Source organism: Mesorhizobium sp. B3-1-9 (assembly GCF_006439595.1).
GTDB lineage: Bacteria > Pseudomonadota > Alphaproteobacteria > Rhizobiales > Rhizobiaceae > Mesorhizobium.
Window position 1 is genome coordinate 82567 of the sequence record NZ_VFTJ01000002.1, and the last position, 18047, is coordinate 100613.

The 18047-nt window shown below is 64.8% G+C and carries 19 protein-coding genes; 11 read left to right on the forward strand and 8 right to left on the reverse strand.

Annotation, left to right across the window (positions count from 1 at the left end; translation table 11 throughout):
• The 8 genes from FJW07_RS03705 to FJW07_RS03740 all read left to right on the forward strand — a co-directional run bounded on the left by FJW07_RS03705 (position 1) and on the right by FJW07_RS03740 (position 8055).
• Positions 1-2784: a DUF2339 domain-containing protein gene (locus FJW07_RS03705; protein WP_140854550.1), complete on the forward strand. Its 2784-nt coding sequence runs from the start codon at positions 1-3 to the stop codon at positions 2782-2784.
• A gap of 49 nt (positions 2785-2833) precedes the next feature.
• Positions 2834-3076 carry a type II toxin-antitoxin system VapB family antitoxin gene (locus tag FJW07_RS03710; RefSeq protein ID WP_140854552.1) on the forward strand — a complete coding sequence of 81 codons (243 nt, stop codon included), beginning with the start codon at positions 2834-2836 and terminating at the stop codon, positions 3074-3076.
• Complete coding sequence (locus FJW07_RS03715) at positions 3076-3489, forward strand: type II toxin-antitoxin system VapC family toxin (protein WP_140854554.1); 414 nt, start codon at positions 3076-3078, stop codon at positions 3487-3489. Before FJW07_RS03710 ends, FJW07_RS03715 begins: the two co-directional genes overlap by 1 nt.
• A 157-nt stretch (positions 3490-3646) precedes the next feature.
• Positions 3647-4165: an RNA polymerase sigma factor gene (locus FJW07_RS03720; protein WP_140651661.1), complete on the forward strand. Its 519-nt coding sequence runs from the start codon at positions 3647-3649 to the stop codon at positions 4163-4165.
• The gene (locus tag FJW07_RS03725) at positions 4162-4956 is read left to right on the forward strand and encodes an anti-sigma factor (RefSeq protein WP_140854556.1); all 795 of its coding nucleotides are present in this window, start codon (positions 4162-4164) and stop codon (positions 4954-4956) included. The genes FJW07_RS03720 and FJW07_RS03725 overlap by 4 nt, the downstream gene beginning before the upstream one ends.
• A 208-nt stretch (positions 4957-5164) precedes the next feature.
• Positions 5165-6262, forward strand: a complete 1098-nt coding sequence (locus tag FJW07_RS03730; protein WP_140651665.1) for a GNAT family N-acetyltransferase/peptidase C39 family protein — start codon at positions 5165-5167, stop codon at positions 6260-6262.
• 4 nt (positions 6263-6266) lie between these two features.
• On the forward strand, positions 6267-7730 hold the full coding sequence (locus FJW07_RS03735) for a RimK family protein (RefSeq protein ID WP_140644402.1): 1464 nt from the start codon (positions 6267-6269) through the stop codon (positions 7728-7730).
• A gap of 52 nt (positions 7731-7782) precedes the next feature.
• Positions 7783-8055, forward strand: a complete 273-nt coding sequence (locus FJW07_RS03740; protein WP_140854558.1) for a DUF3303 family protein — start codon at positions 7783-7785, stop codon at positions 8053-8055.
• Between the two features lie 19 nt (positions 8056-8074).
• Here FJW07_RS03740 and FJW07_RS03745 read toward each other — a convergent pair whose 3' ends face one another.
• Complete coding sequence (locus FJW07_RS03745) at positions 8075-8998, reverse strand: LysR substrate-binding domain-containing protein (RefSeq protein ID WP_140854560.1); 924 nt, start codon at positions 8996-8998, stop codon at positions 8075-8077.
• 111 nt (positions 8999-9109) lie between these two features.
• Between FJW07_RS03745 and FJW07_RS03750 the strand changes: the two genes are divergently transcribed.
• Positions 9110-10000 (forward strand): fatty acid desaturase family protein, encoded by an 891-nt coding sequence (locus tag FJW07_RS03750; RefSeq protein WP_140855138.1) that lies wholly within the window; start codon positions 9110-9112, stop codon positions 9998-10000.
• 149 nt (positions 10001-10149) lie between these two features.
• Here the strand turns inward: FJW07_RS03750 and FJW07_RS03755 are convergent, their stop codons facing one another.
• The 3 genes from FJW07_RS03755 to FJW07_RS03765 all read right to left on the reverse strand — a co-directional run bounded on the left by FJW07_RS03755 (position 10150) and on the right by FJW07_RS03765 (position 13852).
• Positions 10150-12285, reverse strand: a complete 2136-nt coding sequence (locus tag FJW07_RS03755; RefSeq protein ID WP_140854562.1) for an EAL domain-containing protein — start codon at positions 12283-12285, stop codon at positions 10150-10152.
• A 65-nt stretch (positions 12286-12350) separates the two neighbouring features.
• Positions 12351-12989: an HD family hydrolase gene (locus FJW07_RS03760; RefSeq protein WP_140703018.1), complete on the reverse strand. Its 639-nt coding sequence runs from the start codon at positions 12987-12989 to the stop codon at positions 12351-12353.
• Positions 12989-13852 carry a folate-binding protein YgfZ gene (locus FJW07_RS03765; protein ID WP_140854564.1) on the reverse strand — a complete coding sequence of 288 codons (864 nt, stop codon included), beginning with the start codon at positions 13850-13852 and terminating at the stop codon, positions 12989-12991. Before FJW07_RS03765 ends, FJW07_RS03760 begins: the two co-directional genes overlap by 1 nt.
• A gap of 84 nt (positions 13853-13936) precedes the next feature.
• Here FJW07_RS03765 and FJW07_RS03770 point away from each other — a divergent pair, with 84 nt between their 5' ends.
• Together FJW07_RS03770 and FJW07_RS03775 are read left to right on the forward strand one after the other, a co-directional pair.
• Entirely contained in the window at positions 13937-15268 is a 1332-nt protein-coding gene (locus tag FJW07_RS03770; RefSeq protein ID WP_140854566.1) for a dihydroorotase, read from the forward strand.
• A gap of 53 nt (positions 15269-15321) precedes the next feature.
• Positions 15322-15546: a hypothetical protein gene (locus FJW07_RS03775; RefSeq protein WP_140854568.1), complete on the forward strand. Its 225-nt coding sequence runs from the start codon at positions 15322-15324 to the stop codon at positions 15544-15546.
• Between the two features lie 66 nt (positions 15547-15612).
• Here the strand turns inward: FJW07_RS03775 and FJW07_RS03780 are convergent, their stop codons facing one another.
• From FJW07_RS03780 to FJW07_RS03795, 4 genes are all read right to left on the reverse strand, one after another.
• Positions 15613-16398, reverse strand: coding sequence for a hypothetical protein (locus tag FJW07_RS03780; protein ID WP_140854570.1), 786 nt, complete (start codon positions 16396-16398; stop codon positions 15613-15615).
• 131 nt (positions 16399-16529) lie between these two features.
• On the reverse strand, positions 16530-16787 hold the full coding sequence (locus FJW07_RS03785) for a hypothetical protein (RefSeq protein ID WP_040984202.1): 258 nt from the start codon (positions 16785-16787) through the stop codon (positions 16530-16532).
• A 353-nt stretch (positions 16788-17140) separates the two neighbouring features.
• Positions 17141-17518: a TIGR02301 family protein gene (locus FJW07_RS03790; protein ID WP_140854572.1), complete on the reverse strand. Its 378-nt coding sequence runs from the start codon at positions 17516-17518 to the stop codon at positions 17141-17143.
• A gap of 75 nt (positions 17519-17593) precedes the next feature.
• Entirely contained in the window at positions 17594-18013 is a 420-nt protein-coding gene (locus FJW07_RS03795; protein ID WP_140854574.1) for an NUDIX domain-containing protein, read from the reverse strand.
• Positions 18014-18047 lie beyond the last annotated feature (34 nt).

Sequence of the window (18047 nt, forward strand, 5' to 3'; positions counted from 1 at the left end):
ATGTTTTTCAGTCTGATCGCCATTGCCGCCGTTATAGCTCTTTTCGTCATCGTTTCACGCCAGCAGAACCGCATCGCGCTGGTCGAGCGCGAGCTCGGCGTGCTGCGCGGCCTGGTGCAGTCGGGCGCTTCGCTGTCCGCGCCCAAGGCGGCGGACGCCACGCGGGAGGGTCTTCCCGAGGAGGCCAAGGCAGCCGTGGCGTCTGCCGCGCGGTCGGCGGACGGCGCGGCCGAAGAGATCGCCGCGAAGTCCGAGGCGGCCGAAGAGGCGGCAGCGGCAGGACCTTGGACGAAGGCCCAGGCGGCCGCGGCGCAATCCGCCGGGTCGTCCGAACCGGCGCAACCTGTCTCCGCCACCGAGACGCCCGGAGCAGAACCGCCCGCGCCCGCGAAGGCGGCGCGCCAGAGCGATGTCGAGACGGCGCTGGGCACGCGTTGGGCGGTCTGGGTCGGCGGCATCGCACTGGCGCTGGGCGGCCTGTTCCTGATCCGCTATACCATCGAGGCCGGCATCTTCGGCCCCGGCGTGCGCCTGACGATGGCCGGCATCCTCGGCCTGGTGCTGATTGGCGGCGCCGAATTCATCCGCCGCACCGGCTTCAAGGTGCCGGTGCAAGGCGCCGCCGGCGCCTACATCCCCGCGATCCTGACCGGCGCGGGCGCCTTCATCCTGTTCGGCACGGTCTACGCCGCGCACGGCATCTATGGCTTCATCGGTCCGGCGACGGCCTTCCTGCTGCTTGGCGCCGTCGGCGTCGCGACCATTGGCGCATCGCTCCTGCATGGCCTGGCGCTGGCCGGCATCGGCCTCGTCGGCGCCATGGTCACGCCGGCGCTGGTCGCCTCGCAGGCGCCCAATCCCTGGGCGCTGTTCGTCTATCTGGCGATCGTGCTCGCCGCCACGGCGGCAATCGCCCGCATCCGCGGCTGGAGGGCATTGGTTGCCGCCGCTTTCGCCGGCACCGGCATCTGGACCATTCTTTACATGGTCGACGCGCCGGACGTGAATCTTGCCGCCGTCCTGTTCATCAGCCTGGCGACGCTCGCCGTGCTGGCTTTCGTCTGGCTCGGCCTTTTCTTGGTTACTGGCCGCGACGATGCGGCGCGCGGCTTCGACTGGCCGTCGATCGTGCCCGGCTTCTTCATCGCCTTGAGCGCGCTTGGCCTGTCCGTCGATCCGGCCTTTGCCAGCGCCGGCGATGCCTTGCACGGCGCGGTCCTTTTGGCGGCGCTGGTCGCGGTGGCGCTCTACCGGCCGCGCGCGATGCCGCTGGTCTTCGCCGCCGGCATCGCGACAGTGCTGATCTATCTCGGCATCATCCCGCCCGCCACGATCGGCGCCAATGCGCTCGATGTCGGGCTGGACGCTCAGCCCCTGGCGTCGTCCGACACGCTTACTTTCCGCATCGGCATCGCGCTTGGCCTGATCTTCCTCGCGGCCGGTTTCTGGGCGGCGCGCCGCTTTGCCGCCACCGCTTCGCTGCGCGCGGCCTGCTGGGCCGCCTGGGGCGTCATTGCTCCGCTGACGGTGCTCACCGCGCTGTGGCTTACCTTCGGCGATATCGACCGCGACCTCGGCTACGCGTTGCCGGCGTTGTTGCTGGTGCTCGCCTTCGCCGCCGGCGGTGAATGGATCGCGCGCGCCGAGGAGCCGCCGTTGACCGGCGGCCCGGCTGCGTCCTTCGCGCTTGGCGGCGCCGGCGTCGCCGGCCTGTTGATGCTGCACATGGCCTTCGGTTCCGGCTGGACGACAGTGCTCCTGGGCGCGGCCGCTGTCGTGCCGGCGCTGGCCACGCGCTGGCGGTCCTACCCCGTGCTGGGCTGGGTCGCGGTGGGCGCGGCGGTCGCCGTGCTCGCCCGTGTCGCCTTCGATCCGACCATCGTCGGCGCGGCGTTTCTGTCCAGGACGCCGGTCTTCAACTGGCTGCTGCCTGGCTACGGCGTGCCGGCGCTCGCCTTCGGCTTCGCCGCCTGGCAACTCGCCCGCACCACCAATGGCCGGCCGCGCCTTGCCATGGAGGCAGCCTCGGCGCTTTTCGCGCTGCTCACCATCGCCATGCTGGTGCGCCACGCCATGCATGGCGGCGTCATCGACACCGGCACCGTGACCCTTGCCGAACAGGCGATCTACACGCTGATCGCGCTCGGCGCCGGCGCCATGCTGGTCGCCATCGACATGCGCTCGCCAAGCTCGGTGCTGCGCTACGGCTCGATGGCCGCCGGCGTGATCTCGGCGGGCCTGATCGCCGTGCAGCATTTCGTGGTGCTGAACCCGCTGCTGACGGACGAGTCGACCGGCACGGTTCCTATCTTCAACCTTTTGTTCCTCGCCTATCTGCTGCCGGCGATCGCAGCGGGCGCGCTGGCGCTCTATGTCCGCGACAAGCGTCCGAGATGGTATGCGGCGATGCTGGCGCTGATCGCCTCGCTGCTTGCCTTCGCCTATGCCACGCTTTCGGTGCGCCGCCTGTTCAAAGGCGAGTTCATCGCCTTGTGGAGCGGGCTTGGCCAGCTCGAGACCTACACCTACTCGGCGCTCTGGCTGGTCATAGGCGTTGCGTTGCTCACCGCCGGCGTCTGGCTGAAGTCGCAAGTGCTGCGCATCGCTTCCGCGGTGCTGATCGCGGTCGCGGTGCTGAAAGTCTTCCTGTTCGATATGTCGGAGCTGGAAGGCGTGCTGCGCGCGCTCTCCTTCATCGGCCTCGGCGCGGTGCTGATCGGCATCGGCCTGTTCTACCAGCGGCTGCTGACGCGGGCGGCGAGGGAGAGCAGGGAGGTTTCTTGAATGGATATTCGATACCGTATATATAGAATATCCATAGGAGGATATTCAAATGCCGCTCTACATACGTGACGATAAAGTTGATGCGCTGGCCGCAAAATTGCAGCGCGAGACGAATGCGCAGAGCAAGACGGAAGCGGTGCGGACAGCCCTTCTGCACGAGCTGGAACGCCATCGCGCCAAGGTGCCGCTGCGCGACCGGATCGTCAGGCTGCAAGAGGAGGCGAAGAAGATCGGTCTGCCCAATCCCGATTTCGACATGAAGAAGTTCACCGATGAGATGTGGGAAGATTGATGTTTGTCGACGCTTCGGCGATCGTCGCCATCCTCAACCAGGAACCCGGCTGGGAGGAATTGTCCAAACAGCTCTCCGGACCTGTCGAGTTCTACGTCTCCGCGATGGTTCGTTTTGAAGCGACCCAGGCTCTGGCACGAGCCGGCGCGGGTTCCCGCAAACCGACGGCCGAAGCTCTCCTCAAGGCTCGCGATCTGGTGGATCAGCTGATCGCGGAAATCGGCGCAGAAAGTCTGCCGATCGGCGACGAGATCGGTTCGCGTGCCATCGACGCCAGCGCTCGTTACGGCAAGGCCGTCGGTCACCAGGCTGATCTGAACCTCGGCGACTGCTTTGCCTATGCTTGCGCCAAGGCGCTCGGTGTTCCCCTGCTCTATAAGGGTAACGATTTCCTGCTGACTGATTTGAAATAATTGGCTTTCTCGTTGATTGGCGGGAATAAATCCCCGGCCCTGGCGTTATTCTCTTGCTTGGGTAATCGCAGCGGTTCGGCCGCTTCGCGCTGACTGCTTGCACCGCGCCTGGAAGGCGCGTTCTATCGGGATGGAAAGCGACCTCGAAACAGCGGTCATGGACGACAAGAAGGCAGCGATCCTGAGCGAAATACCGCGGTTGCGGCGCTATGCGCGCTCGCTGCTGCGCGACCGCGATTCCGCCGACGATCTCGTCCAGGATTGCCTGGAGCGGGCGCTTGTGCGGCTCGACAACTGGCAGACTGGAGAGAGCCCCCGGAGGTGGCTGTTTACGATCATGCATCACTTGTTCATCGACCAGATGCGCAAGGTCAACCGGCGCGGCGAGGCGGCGATATTGCCTCTCGAAGCCGGTGAGGCCCAGTCCGCGCCCGCCGATCAGGTCGAGACCATCGCTTCGCGCGAGATCATGGATGCCTTGCAGGCGATCAGCCCCGATCGCCGCGCGGCCTTGGTGATGGTCGCCATCGAGGGCTTTTCCTATGCCGAGGCAGCCAACATCCTTGGCGTGCCGGCCGGCACGCTGATGTCGCGCATCGCGCGCGGCCGCGAGGAATTGCGAGGATTGCTCGACGACACATTGCGCCGCCGCTCGCTGAGGATCGTCGAGAAATGACCCGTCGTGATTTTTCCGAACGCGATATCCACATGGCCCTCGACGGCGAGCTGCCGGGCGACGAACGCATGGCCTATGACGCCTGGCTCGAGGCCAATCCCGAGATGAAGGCGAAGTCCGCGCGCTACATCGCCGATCGCGCCGCCATGCGCGCTGCTTTCGCTGGCGTGATGGACGAGCCGGTGCCGGCGAGGCTGCGGCAGGCATTGCTCGGCCAGGCCCCTACAAAGGCATCGGCCTGGCGCTCGCGCTGGTGGCTCTCGGCCGCGGCTGCCGTGGTGCTCGCCGTCGGTGGGTTTGGCGGCTATATCGCCGGCATCGACGGCATCGCCCGTGGCGGCGACGGCGACGACCAGCTCGCCGAGCAGGCGATCGCCGCCCATGTCGTCTACGCGGCCGAGAAGCGTCATGCCGTCGAGGTTCCGGCGAGCGACAAGGATCATCTCCAGACCTGGCTGTCGAACCGCGTCGGGCTGAAGCTGGTTGCGCCCGACCTGACGGCCGAGGGCTTCGAATTGATCGGCGGCCGGCTGCTGCCGGCCGGTGAGCAAGGCAAGGCGGCAATGCTGCTCTACGAGGACGCCAAGGGCGAGCGCATCTCGCTCTTCGTCACCGCCGAATCGGCTCAAACATCGAAGGGCACCTATACGGCCGAGGCGGGCGGTCCGGAGGCGGTCTACTGGCTGGACAAGGGCTATGCCTGCGCCGTCGTCGGCTCGTTGCCGCCTGAGCGATTGTCGGATGTCGCAAAGAGCGCCTATGGCCAGCTCGTGGCCGGCATATCGAGCTGAACCGGCTGCGTTTTTCGGCGGCCGGCAACCCGTCGAACGGCAATTCCGTTCAAGCGCCTGGCCCTTTCCTGCCGTGGCGGAAACTGTCACAATTCGGCCCTAATCAAGGAGCGATAGCGCTTGATGAATGCTGGCGCTTCGGCCAGTGTTCGCGACGCATCCACCGGGGCCGTTTTCTTAAACCCAATCGAGGTTCTCCCAAGCCCGCATGCCTGCCGAGATCCGCAAGGCCCGCGCGTCAGACGTCGATGACCTCGCCGCCATCGAGAAGGCCGTTTTTCCGGGCGACAGGCTCTCGCGCCGCTCTTTCCGCCAGTTCATCGAACGTGAAACCGCTGAGATGCTGGTGGCCGAGAACGAGGGCCGAGTCGCCGGCTATGCCGTGGTGCTGTTTCGCAAGGGCAGCGGAGTCGCGCGGCTCTATTCCATCGCCGTCGGCCCCTTCTTCGGCCGGCTCGGCATCGGTCGCCTTCTGTTGGCGGCCGCCGAGGAAGCGGCCTTCGAGCACGATCGGCTGCTGCTTCGTCTCGAAGTGCGCGAGGACAACGACCGCGCCATCCGTATCTACGAGCAGGCCGGCTATCGAAGACTGGGCCGCGAGCCCGACTATTACGAGGATGGCGCGACGGCGCTGCGCTATGAAAAGACGCTGCGCGGCGACACCCCGACCGCGACCAAGGTGCCGTTCTACCAACAGACCTGCGAGTTCAGCTGCGGCCCGTGCTGCCTGATGATGGCGATGGCCAATTTCGACCGTGGCTTCGTGCCCGACCCGGTCATGGAAATCCGCCTGTGGCGCGAGGCGACCACGGTCTTCATGATGTCCGGCCCTGGCGGCTGCGAGCCTTTCGGCCTGGCGGTCGCCGGCTACGAGAGCGGGCTCGCGGCCGAGATATTCGTCTCCTTCTACGGCGCGTTGTTCCTGCAGTCGGTGAGGAGCGAGGACAAGCGCCGGGTGATGGAGCTCGCCCAGGTCGATTTCCGCCGCCGCGCCGAACTCTACGGCATTCCCGTCAATTACCGTCCGTTCGGCATCGGCGACATCCGCGACGCCCTGGCCGAGGGCAAGCTGGTGGTGGTGCTGGTCAGCGGTTTCCTGATGTTCGGCAAGAAGGTGCCGCATTGGGTGCTGGCCATCGGCGACGACGGCGATCATATCTTGATCCACGACCCATGGGTGGAGGATGAAAGGCAGGAAACGATCCTCGACGCCGCGAACATTCCGGTGCCCTACGACATTTTCATGAACATGGCGCAGTTCGGCCGCGACGGTTTGCGGGCCGCCATCACTCTGGGAAAACGCTGAGACAATGACCTGGGTTATCCTCACAGGCAGGCAGAACGACATCGATCAGGTGGCCACACCCCACAAGATCATCACCAACCGCGACTATCTCGCGCATCCGGCGCTGTTCCGCGGCCAACGGCCGAAGGTGATCAACCTGTCGAACAACTACGGCTACCAGAGCCGCGGCTACTACGCCTCGCTGCTGGCCGGCTCGCGCGGCCACCGGGTGATCCCGACCGTCGAGACCATGATCGACCTGTCGGAGCGCAAGCTTTACGAGCACGCGTTGCCGGAACTAGAGCTTGCCTTGAACAAATGCAGGAAGGATCTCGGCGGGACTTTCCCGGCCAAGGTCGCGATCTTCTTCGGCATCGGCCCGTCGAAGGTCTGGGACCGTTTCGCCAAGCTTTTGTTCGACTGGTTCCGCGCGCCGGCGCTCGAGGTCCACATCAAGGACAGCGCCGAATGGGCCTCGATCCGCAAGATCGGCTTCCTGCCGCTCGCCCGCATGACCGAGGATGAGGAAGAATTCTTCCTGCAATGCCTGGACACCTACACCAACCGCGAGTGGCGCGACACCAAGGGCCGCACGCCGGCGCGCTATACTTTCGCCACGCTGGTCGATCCGCATGAGGAACTGCCGCCGTCGGAAATCTCCTCGCTGCGCTATTGGGCGAGGATTGCCGAGAAGATGGGCGTCGAAGTCGAGCCGATCACCAGGAAGGACTTGGCCAAGCTCGCCAACTACGACGCGCTGTTCATCCGCGAGACCACCTCGATCTCCAACCACACCTACCGCTTCGCGCGCCGCGCCCAGCAGGAAGGCATGCCGGTGATCGACGATCCGCTGTCGATGATCCGCTGCACCAACAAGGTCTATCTCAACGAACTGATGACCTACAACAAGGTGCCGGTGCCGCCGACGGTGATGATCGCCGGCACGTCTGACTTCGAAGTGGCGGCGCAGACGCTCGGCTTCCCTCTGGTGCTGAAGATCCCGGATTCGTCTTTCTCGCGCGGCGTCAAGAAATGCGAGAACATGGCCGAGTTGACCAAGCTCGCGACCGAATGGCTGGACGATTCCGATCTCTTGATCGCGCAGAAATTCATTCCGACCGAATATGACTGGCGCGTCGGCGTGCTCGGCGGCCAGCCGCTCTTTGCCGTGCACTATCTGATGGCGAAGAAGCACTGGCAGATCGTGAACCACAAGGCCAGCGGCAAGCCCGACCAGGGCGGGATCAAGACATTCACGCTGAAGCAGACGCCGCCTCATGTCGTCGAGACGGCGGTCAAGGCCGCAAAATGCATCGGCGACGGGCTCTACGGCGTCGACCTCAAGGAGACCAAGGACGGCGTCTTCGTCATAGAGGTCAACGACAATCCCAATCTCGACCATGGCTGGGAGGATTCGGGCGAGAAGGACGAGCTGTGGGTGCGGCTGACGCAATGGTTCCTGGAGCGCCTGGAGAGGCCGGATAAGTAGCGGCCGGACAAATAGCGGCCGGAGAACCAACCGCCTGATTTGAGGGAACAAAATGCTGTTTTTCGTGACCGAGGATTTCCACGGCTCGGACCGCAAGGAGATCTACCGCCGCTTCCGCGACAAAGGCCGGCTGAAGCCCGACGAGCTCGTCGTGCATCACAGCTGGATCGCGGGCGACATGAGCCGCTGCTTCATGCTGGTGGAAGCCGACGATGCGACGGTGCTGCAGCGCTGGGTCATCGAATGGGCGGATTTGGTCGAATTCGAGATCGTTCCGGTGGCCAACAGCAAGGATATGGTAGCGGCATTGGCCGGGCATCTGTGAACGCATGTTTCGCGGGCCGTCAGATTGACGGCGTGACCAGCGCCGGAGAGCCGACCGCGCGCATGCATTCCCCGATCAGCCATTCCCGGAACGCCGCCACGGCATCGCGCCTCGCGCTGCGTTCGGGGATCGTCAGGCAATAGGGCTGGCGCAGTTCCAGGGATTGTGCGGCGGCCCGCACCAGCTTGCCTTCCTCCAGCGCCTGGGCGCAATAGATGCCTTGCGCCAGCGCCACGCCCAGTCCTGAAATGGCGAGATCGAGCGCTGCCCGAGACGAGTTCGCGGAGAGACCGCGCTGTGCCGCGCGGCCGGGCTCGCTTCCCGCCGCGTCGAACCAGTTGCGCCAGGATGGAAAGGATGCCCCCGTCGGTCCCCAGTCGGTGTGAATGAGCGGCAGGCCGGCAAGGCCGTCGGATCTGGTCGCGCCGGCCAGCGTCGGCGCGCGGACGGGATAGACGGCATCCCTGACGATCTCCTCGGTCGGATGCTCGCGATAATGCGGACCGTAGGAGAGACGGATGTCGATCAGTTCATGATCGAACGGCACCGGATCGTCGTCGCCTCTCAGCGATATGTCGGCGGCGCCATGCGATGCGACAAAGCCGGCGATGCGCTCGGAAAGCCAGCCCATCGCCATGGAGGGCGGCACCGAAACGACGAGCCTCGGCCGGAATGCATCGCCGCCGACATCGCGTGCGACGCTGCCGATTTCGCGGAAGGCCATGCTGAGCCTCGGCAGCATCTCCACCCCGGCTTCGGTCAGCACGGCGCGCCGGTTGACCCGGTGGAACAGCTTGCGCCCCATCTGTTCCTCGACGGTGCGGATAAGCTGGCTGACGGCCGCCGCTGAAATCGACAGTTCCTCCGCCGCGGCCGCGAAGCTGCCCGTGCGCGCCGCCGCTTCGAAGGACTGAAGTCCGCGCAAGGAGGGAAGAGCGACCATGGCGATCCGAAAGATAAGTCTGCCTTATCTATTTCGCAGAAATCCTCGTTTTTCGAAAGGTTTCTTTCTGGGTATCGTAACCTCATGAACGCAATCGACCACGACGCAGCCATCGACCATCGCTCCGTGATAGCCTCGCTGACGAATGAGGAGCGCAGCCGGCTGACCGCAAAATCGGATGGGCCGGGCCTTGCCCAGTTCGCGCTCCATCTCGGCGCGATCATCCTCCTCGCCGCGCTGATCGCGGCCAAGGTGCCGTTCTGGCCGATCCTGATGCTGCCGCAGGGCGTCCTGATCGTGTTCCTGTTCACGCTGCTGCATGAAACGGTCCACAGGACGGCGTTCGAAACACAGTGGCTGAATGATATGGTCGCGCGCTTCTGCAGCCTGGCGATCGCGCTGCCGGCCGACTGGTTCCGCTATTTCCACTTCGCCCATCACCGCTTCACCCAGGACCCCGAGAACGATCCGGAACTGGCCTTTCCGAAGCCCGAGACGATGCGGCAATACATCGTTCACGTCTCCGGTCTTCCGGTATGGTGGGGCCATTTCAAGACGCTCTACACCAATGCAATGGGGCGCTGCCGCGACAGCTACGTGCCGCCAAAGGGCTTGCCGAAGGTGAAGGCCGAGGCGCGGGCGATGATCGCCTTCTATGTCGTCCTGCTGGCGCTTGCGGTCTGGTTCAAGGCATCGGTGCTGCTTTATGTCTGGATCGTGCCGGCGCTGCTCGGCCAGCCGTTCCTCAGGCTCTATCTGCTGGCCGAGCACGGCCGCTGTCCCTTCGTCGCCAACATGCTGGAAAACACCCGTACGACGCTGACCAACTGGTTCGTGCGCAAGCTCGCCTGGAACATGCCTTACCATGCCGAGCACCACGCCTATCCCGGCGTGCCGTTCCACCAGTTGCCGCAATTCCACCGGCTGATCGAGCGGCACCTCAAGGTGGTCGAGCCCGGCTATGTCAGCTTCCATGAGAAGTACATCGAGACGCTGCGCTAGCGCGTATTGATATTCAGGTGATGCCGGCCTGCAAATGCCGGCTTCCTGCGCTTCCGGTGCTCACGTACTTCAAGTACGCTCCGCTCCGGTTCTCGGAATCCGCCATTTTCGGCGCGGCCTAACCCGAATCTCAACACGTGCTCGGGAAATCAGCCCGATTGGCGCAGCAGCGCCTGCGCACGCAGCAGCCGGTTCACCTCGGCGGCCTTGGCCGGCACGCCGATCAGATAGCCTTGCGCCTCGCCGCAGCCGGCCTTGCGAAGCATGTCCAGCTGCGCCTCGGTCTCCACACCTTCGGCGGTGACGGTGATGCCGAGCTCGGCGCCGAGCCCGATCACCGTGCGCACGATAGCCGCCGTGTCGCGCTTGTCGAGATCGCTGGTGAAGGAGCGGTCGATCTTGATCTTGTCGACGGGGAAACGCCGGAGGTAGCCGAGCGAGGAATAGCCGGTGCCGAAATCGTCGAGCGCGATGCGCACGCCGAGACCGCGCAACTGGCTTAGCGTCTTCAGCACGGCGTCGCTCTCGTCCATCATCACCGTTTCGGTGATTTCGAGCTCCAGTCGGTTGGCCGGCAGGCCGGAGAAGGCAAGCGCCGCGATCACGCTGCGGGCGAAGCCGCCGCTCTTGATCTGCGCGGCCGAGACGTTGACGGCCATGCGCATGTCCGGCGGCCAGTTCGCCGCCACGTTGCAGGCCTTGCGCAGCGCCCAGTCGCCGAGTTGCACGATCAATCCGGTTTCCTCGGCGACGGGGATGAAGTTCTCCGGCGACACCAGGCCGCGCGACGGCGAGCGCCAGCGCATCAGGGCTTCCGCGCCGACAATCCTGCCGGAGCCGATGTCGAGGATCGGCTGGAAATCGAGTTCGAATTCGCGCCTGGAGAGCGCCGCCTCGAGATCGGCCTCGAGCGCCCGGCGCTCGCGCATAAGCGCATCCATGCCCGGCTCGAAGAAGCGATAGACATTGCGTCCTTCGCTCTTGCCCCGGTAGAGCGCCATGTCGGCGTTGGTGAGCAGTGTGTCGGCGTCGTGCCCGTCGCCGGGATAGAGCGCGATGCCGAGGCTCACGCCCACATGCATTTCGCGCCCCTTGTCGCGATAAGGCTTGCCGACGATCTCGACGATGCGCTTGGCGAGCTTTTCGGCGTCGGCGACGCTCCTGATGCCGAACTGGATGATGGCGAACTCGTCGCCGCCGAACCGCGCCACCACGTCCTTGCTGCTGCGCACCGAATGCTGCAGCCGCTTGGCGACGCATTGCAGCAGCCAGTCTCCGGCCGGGTGGCCGAACGTGTCGTTGACGGCCTTGAAGCGGTCGAGGTCGAGCGAGAGGATCGCCAGCGGCTTGGCCTCGCCAAGCGCCTGGTCCAGGCGATCGCGAAACATCGAGCGGTTGGGCAGGTTGGTCAGCGTGTCGTGATGCGCAAGATGCGTCATGCGCTCTTCGGTGCGTCGGCGCTCGGTGACGTCCTCGAAAGTCGCCACCCAGCCGCCGCCGGCCAGCGGCCGCCGCAAGACGAAGAGCGTTCGGCCGTCGACCAGTTCGCGATAGCTGGAGCGCGACTGGCCGGCATCCAGGCTGGCCCTCGTCTTCCCGACCTCGACGTCGATTTCCAGCGGCGCGAAGATGCCGAGGCGAATGAGTTTGTCCAGCATCTGGCGATGCGTCATGCCCAGCGCGAAATCCGACGCCTTGGCGTGGCACAGGTCCAGAAAGCGCTGGTTGCGCACGATGAGCCGGCCCTTGGCGCTGTACATCAGCAGGCCTTGCGACATGTTGGCCAACGCGGCGTCGAAGCGGCGGTGCTGCTCCTTCAGCTCCGCCTCGGCGCGCCGCTCCTCGGTCACATCCTCGTAGATCGACACCCAGCCGCCGACGGCGATCGGCCGGTGCGAAATGACGACGATGCGCCCGTCCGACAAGACTTCCTCATAGGTCGAGGCCTTGGCTCCGTCGATGTAAGGCTTGCGTATGGCATAAAGCTCGCTCGCGCTCTGCGAGGCGATGCCGATGTCGACGCTGTGCTGCAGGATGTCGAAGAAAGGAATGCCGGGCTTCACCACCTTGGCGTCCAGGCTGAAGATGTCAAGGTAGTTGTGGTTGCAGATGATCATCCGCTCATCGGCGTCGAACATGCACAGGCCATGCGACATGTTCTCGACAGCCGCCGCGAAGCGCTCGTTCTGGGCCCGCAATTCTTCCGCGATCCGCCGCGCCGGACCAATGGCGGCCGTTCTTCGCTTGCCGGCGGTGGAAGCAGTCTTGACATGTGCGCCGGGCATGAGCACGCCTTCGGACCGTGACCGAACGCAATACTGTCGCGGTCGCGGGTTAATTTAGCGTTCTTTTATGGGGTTGTATTCACGGCAAGCGAAGACTGGCGCTTGGCTTCCAGCGTCTTGAAACGCTTGAGAAAAGCCGTTTGCGCCCAGGTCACGGATTTTGGCGTGAAGTCGAAGCGGTCGGCGGAGAAGCCGCGCGGCCGCCCGAAATACTCGGTCGCCTCAGCGGTCGAAAAGCCGGCCAGCAGCGTCGCTTCGTAATAGGCGGCGATCTGGTCGGCGCGTTTGATGTCGTTGCGCAAGGAGGCGGCGAGCTCCGCCGGCAGCGAGAAACGCAGATGGATGGCGCGCTGCAGGCGCAATTCGCAATCCTTGTAGGAACCGCCCATCACCGATTTGAACGGTGAGATCATGTCGCCGATGACGTATTCGGGCGCGTCGTGCAGCAGCGCCGCAAGCCGTGCTTCGGCCGGAGCGGCAGGCACCAGTTCACCGTAGAGAGCTTCGACCAGCAGCGAATGCTGTGCCACCGAGAAGGCATGGTCGCCGCTGGTCTGGCCGTTCCAGCGCGCGACACGCGCGAGTCCATGAGCGATATCGGCGATCTCGATGTCGAGCGGCGAGGGATCGAGCAGATCGAGCCGCCGGCCGGACAGCATGCGTTGCCAGGCGCGCGGCGGCGCGCCGGCCCGGTCGGCCGCCATCAGGCCTCCTCCGCGCTGACCGCACCTTCGGGGAAGGTGAACTTCGCCCAGGCGGGAATGGCGAGCGCTACCGGAACCTCATCCGCCATGATCGCCTCGCCGGCGTCGACCGCCGCCTTGACACGGTCGATGCGGGCAACGGCAAGACCGGTCCGGCCGTCGACAGACCCGAGCGTGCCCACCGGCCGCCCGGCGACCGTGAGTTCGGTCCCGGCAGCGGGCAGGGGACCATCGGCCGACGCGATCAGCACACGGCGCCGCGCGGTGCCGCGATGCTGCATGCGCGAGACCACTTCCTGGCCGATATAGCAGCCCTTCTTGAATCCGACGCCGCCAGTTTCGTCGAGCAGCACGTCATGCGGAAAGGCATCGCCGAGCTGGTAGTCGGAACCGCTCTCCGTGATGCCGTTGCCGATGCGCAGCACCAGCCAGGCATTTGAGTCGCCGCCGTCCTTTGCCTCGCCTTCGTAAGCGCGCCTCACCGACACATCGCGGAAGCGCGTGTCGGCAAGCGCCGTTGAATCGGAAGGTGAGGCGGTTGAATCATCGCCCCACGCGACCGTGACAAGCGCCTGATCCTGTTTGGCAATATCGGCCTTCGCCCTTAGCCGGTAAAGCATCAGCCGGCGCACGAAATCGTCGGCGATATCGGTGCGGCATTCGAGGCGAAAACCATTGTCACCGGCGCGCGAGATCAGAAAATCGAACAGGACCTTGCCCTGCGGCGAAAGCAACGCGCCGGGTTTGGCTTCACCGGGCCGAAGCGCGTCGAGGTCGGTGGTGAGGATGTTCTGCAAAAAATGCTCGGCATCGGGGCCTGACACGGAAATGAGCGCGCGGTCTTTGAGCTGGGCAAAGGGCATGAGCGTAAAATCGGCCTGATCTTGCAAAACGTCCGGTCATTACGTAAGCCGGCCGCACTCCCCCCGCAAGAGATTGGACCTGCCATGGCAACCACCTTCGACCTCATCCTGACAGGCGGCACCGTGGTCAACCATGACGGCGAGGGCCGGCGCGACATCGGCGTGAAGGCCGGACGCATCGCGCGGATAGGCGATCTCGGCCAGGCTTCTGCCGGCGAAACCATCGACTGCACGGGCCTGCACATCCTGCCGGGCGTCGTCGACAGCCAGGTGCATTTCCGCGAACCGGGGCTGGAGCACAAGGAGGATCTGGAGACCGGCTCCCGCGCCGCGGTGCTGGGCGGCGTCACCGCCGTCTTCGAAATGCCCAACACCAATCCGCTGACCACCAGCGAGGCAGCACTTGCCGACAAGGTGCGCCGCGCCACCGGGCGCATGCATTGCGACTTCGCCTTCTGGGTCGGCGGCACGCGCGACAATGCCGGCGATGTCGGCGAACTGGAACGGCTGCCGGGAGCGGCCGGCATAAAAGTGTTCATGGGTTCGTCCACCGGCGACCTGCTGGTCGAGGACGACGAAGGCGTCGCCTCGATCCTGCGCAACACCCGCCGCCGCTCCGCCTTCCATTCCGAGGACGAGTTCCGCCTGCGCGAGCGGCTCGGCGAGCGCGTCGAGGGCGATCCGTCGTCCCATCCCGTCTGGCGCGACGAGATCGCGGCGCTGCGCTGCACCGAGCGGCTGGTGCGCATCGCCAGGCAGACGCGCGCGCGCATCCATGTGCTGCACATCTCGACAGCCGAGGAGATCGTCTTCCTCGAACAGCACAAGGATGTCGCGAGCTGCGAGGCGACGCCCCACCATCTGACGCTGAGCGCCGACGACTATGCGCGGCTGGGTACGCTGATCCAGATGAACCCGCCGGTGCGCGCCGCTCGCCACCGCGACGGTGTCTGGCATGGCATTTCGCAAGGCATCGTCGATGTGCTGGGCTCCGACCACGCGCCGCACACGCTGGCAGAAAAGGCAAAGCCCTATCCGGCCTCGCCGTCGGGCATGACCGGCGTGCAGACCCTGGTGCCGATCATGCTCGATCATGTGAACGCAGGCCGGCTCACTTTGCAGCGCTTCGTCGACCTTTCCAGCCATGGTCCGCAGCGCATATTCGGCATGGCCAGGAAAGGCCGCATCGCCGCCGGCTACGATGCCGATTTTACGGTCGTCGACCTGAAGCGCCGCGAGACCATCACCAACGCCCAGGCCGGCTCCAAGGCCGGCTGGACGCCCTATGACGGCAGGGAGGTCACCGGCTGGCCGGTCGGCACGGTCGTGCGCGGCAGGCGCGTCATGTGGGAAGGCGAGATCGTCACGCCCGGCCAGGGCAGGGCGGTGGAGTTTTCCGAGGCGCTGCCGGCCTAAGCCCTTGCCAAGAATTGGATTTGTTAAGCGCTCTGCATTATCTTGGATGCACCATGACCGCGAATATTGCGCCGATCATTCCTGCGGAGTTTCCTGAACTCCAGGCGCTCGCCTGGAACCGCGATGTCACGTGTCCTATCCCCGCTAAAGAGGCCTTTGCGCTTTACGAACGCAACTGGCGCTTTGTCGACCAAAAGCACCTTACGGCGCGTGAGAAGCTGCTTATCATGAAATTGGCCGACGAATTTGGCCACGGTATCCTTCTGACCACGGCCTGAGCCGTAGCGACAATCCCAGCCGCTGTCGTTGCGCTGTCCCGCCAACATTGCCGTACCTGTTGCGTCTCAATCCCCGGCGACGAAGAACAGCCACTGTCCGGTCGGCGTGATGCCGACGCGGTAGAAGATGTAGGCGCCGAACTGCTTCATGTCGTCATAATCGCTGGCCGTGACCAGCTTGAACAACTCGACACGCTGCCTGGGATCGAGCTTGTCGAGCGGCAGCGCGAAGAAATACGGCCAGACATAGAGTTCCTGCGGCGTGCCGGTGTCGACATGGACATAGCCGGCCGAAAGCACCTCTTCCAGGATGGCGAGGATTTCCTGGCCGTCGCCGTCGCCCGAGAGGCTCTTAAGGAAGGTGATCGGGTCGCCGTCGATGTCGCCAAGCGACAATTGCGTCATGGAATCGCCCTTGCCGATCAGCGATCTCAGCTTCTCGATGTCACCGGTCCGGCAGGCTTCGATGATCAGCCCATGCATGCGCTTGACCGGTTCGGGTAGCGTGTTGAGGTCGTAGACGACCGCAGGCGGCGGAGCGTCCGGATCGGTGCGCGGGCTGGTGATGCCGCCATTGGCGGGCGGCGTCTCCGGCTCCGACTTGTCCGTATCGTCGGCAGGTTGGTCCGAGGGCTTGGTAGCGGGCGCCTCCGGCATCGGCACGGTGGCGCCGGGCGCGGCGCTGTCGCCAGTTGCGGGCGGGGTGCCCGGCGAAGGCAGGTCCTCGCGCTGGATTTCGCTCAGCGCGTAGGAAGGCGTACTCGTGAGGCACAGGGGCAGCGTCAGGCAGGAAGCGGCGATCAGGATGCTGAGGGCCAGCCCGCGCGGCCGGCCTGACATCGAAAATCTCACCGCTTGCCTCTCCATGGTTCCCGGGTTCGGCCCCGGCCGGCGCTCCGAGCGTCCAGGCGCATGGCATGATGCCCAAATGGCGTGTCGCCGTCAAAAACTCGTGGTCAAAAAGTCGCTGTCAAAACAGGTGGCTAGTGCTTCAGCCGTTCCGGCTCGAAGGCGCCGGCGATCACCTTTTCCCGCATGCGGTCGAGGAGCGCGAGCGCAGAGGTCTCGCCATTGGCGCGCAACATCTCGCCGAAAGCGGTCTCCAGCGCTGCCTCGGCGATGATTTCCGGCTCGATGCCGGCCGACAGGCCTTCGGCCCACGCTTCACTGTGACTCTCCACGGCGGTCAGCCGCTTTTCTTCCCTGACCAACGCGTCGATGTCGCTGACGCCATGTTCCATTGCGATGTCCACTTCTGCAAGCATCGATCCGACGAGGGATCAGGCTTGGTCTGTCAGTTCGTCCGCAGCCTCATTTAAGTCTTTGTAAATACGACATTTTTACGGTCGCAATCTACATTCCGATCGGGACTGCGCTCAATCGATGCCGAGCTTAGCCGATTAGACCGGCTTGGGGCATCAAAACCTTCAGTTTGAGTTAATTCCACGATCGCGCGCTAACGTTTCATTAACGCTGTTGCGCAAGTGCAACACATGATTGCACCAGAGCGGGACAGGACACAATAAGGCACGTCACATTGGCGCCGATAGCCCCGTAAAAAATCTGCGCAAAAAGCGCAGCGGCCGAGCCGGCCTCAATTCCCGTAGCGGGAAGCGATGTCGCGCGACAACGTCTCGCCTTCCTTCATGTATCGGGCGATGGCCTCGGTCGCCGACGGCGTGCATTGGGTGTAGGTGCCGCTGAAGGAGCGGTAGCCGCGGTTAAACGATGCGATGAAGCGGGCGCGCCGGTCGGGATCGGGATTTTCCGATTCGAGCAGCTTTTCCATCTCGGCCCGCCACTGGTCGCCTTTCTCGCCGCACAGGTTGCGCAGGAAATGCAGCGATCCGAGCACTTCCGCCAGCCGCATCAGGCCGGGCTCGAACGGCGCCTCGGCGGCAATCGCCGGCCGCGCGGCAACGGCCATGTTGACAGCGAGGCACGCGGCGAGAAGAGCAGAAGCGCGGGTCATCAAAGCCTTGGCGTGAGGGAGCTAGAGCTTTGTGGCGAAACATTTTGTCGCCCGCAAGGCGATTTTTATGGGTGTCTAATCGCCCGCAGCGGCCCCTAGCAATTCCTCGGCGACCGAGAACACGTCGCCCGCCAGCGGCATCTGCGTCATTTGCGCCAGCGTGTAAAACGCCGCCGTCTCGGCATCGTCGCTGGCCACGGGCTCGCCGCCGGCATAGGCCGCGCCGAACACCGTCAGCAGATAGTCGACCGCGTGGTTTTCACTGCTGCCGTCTATATGGATGTCGCGCAGCGGCCGGTAACCTGTCGCTTCGAGCCCGGTCTCTTCCTGCAACTCGCGCGCCGCGGCTTGGGCCAGCGTCTCGCCCGCCTCGACCTTGCCGCCGGGATAGGCGTAGAGCCCCTGCGATGGCGCCCGCGCGCGCTTGACCAGAAGCACCGTCTCGCCGCGCACGACGGCGACGGAAACGGCCGGTATGAGCTTGCGCTGTTCCATGCGTGTCGATCTTTCCGCAGCCTTTTGTGGACCG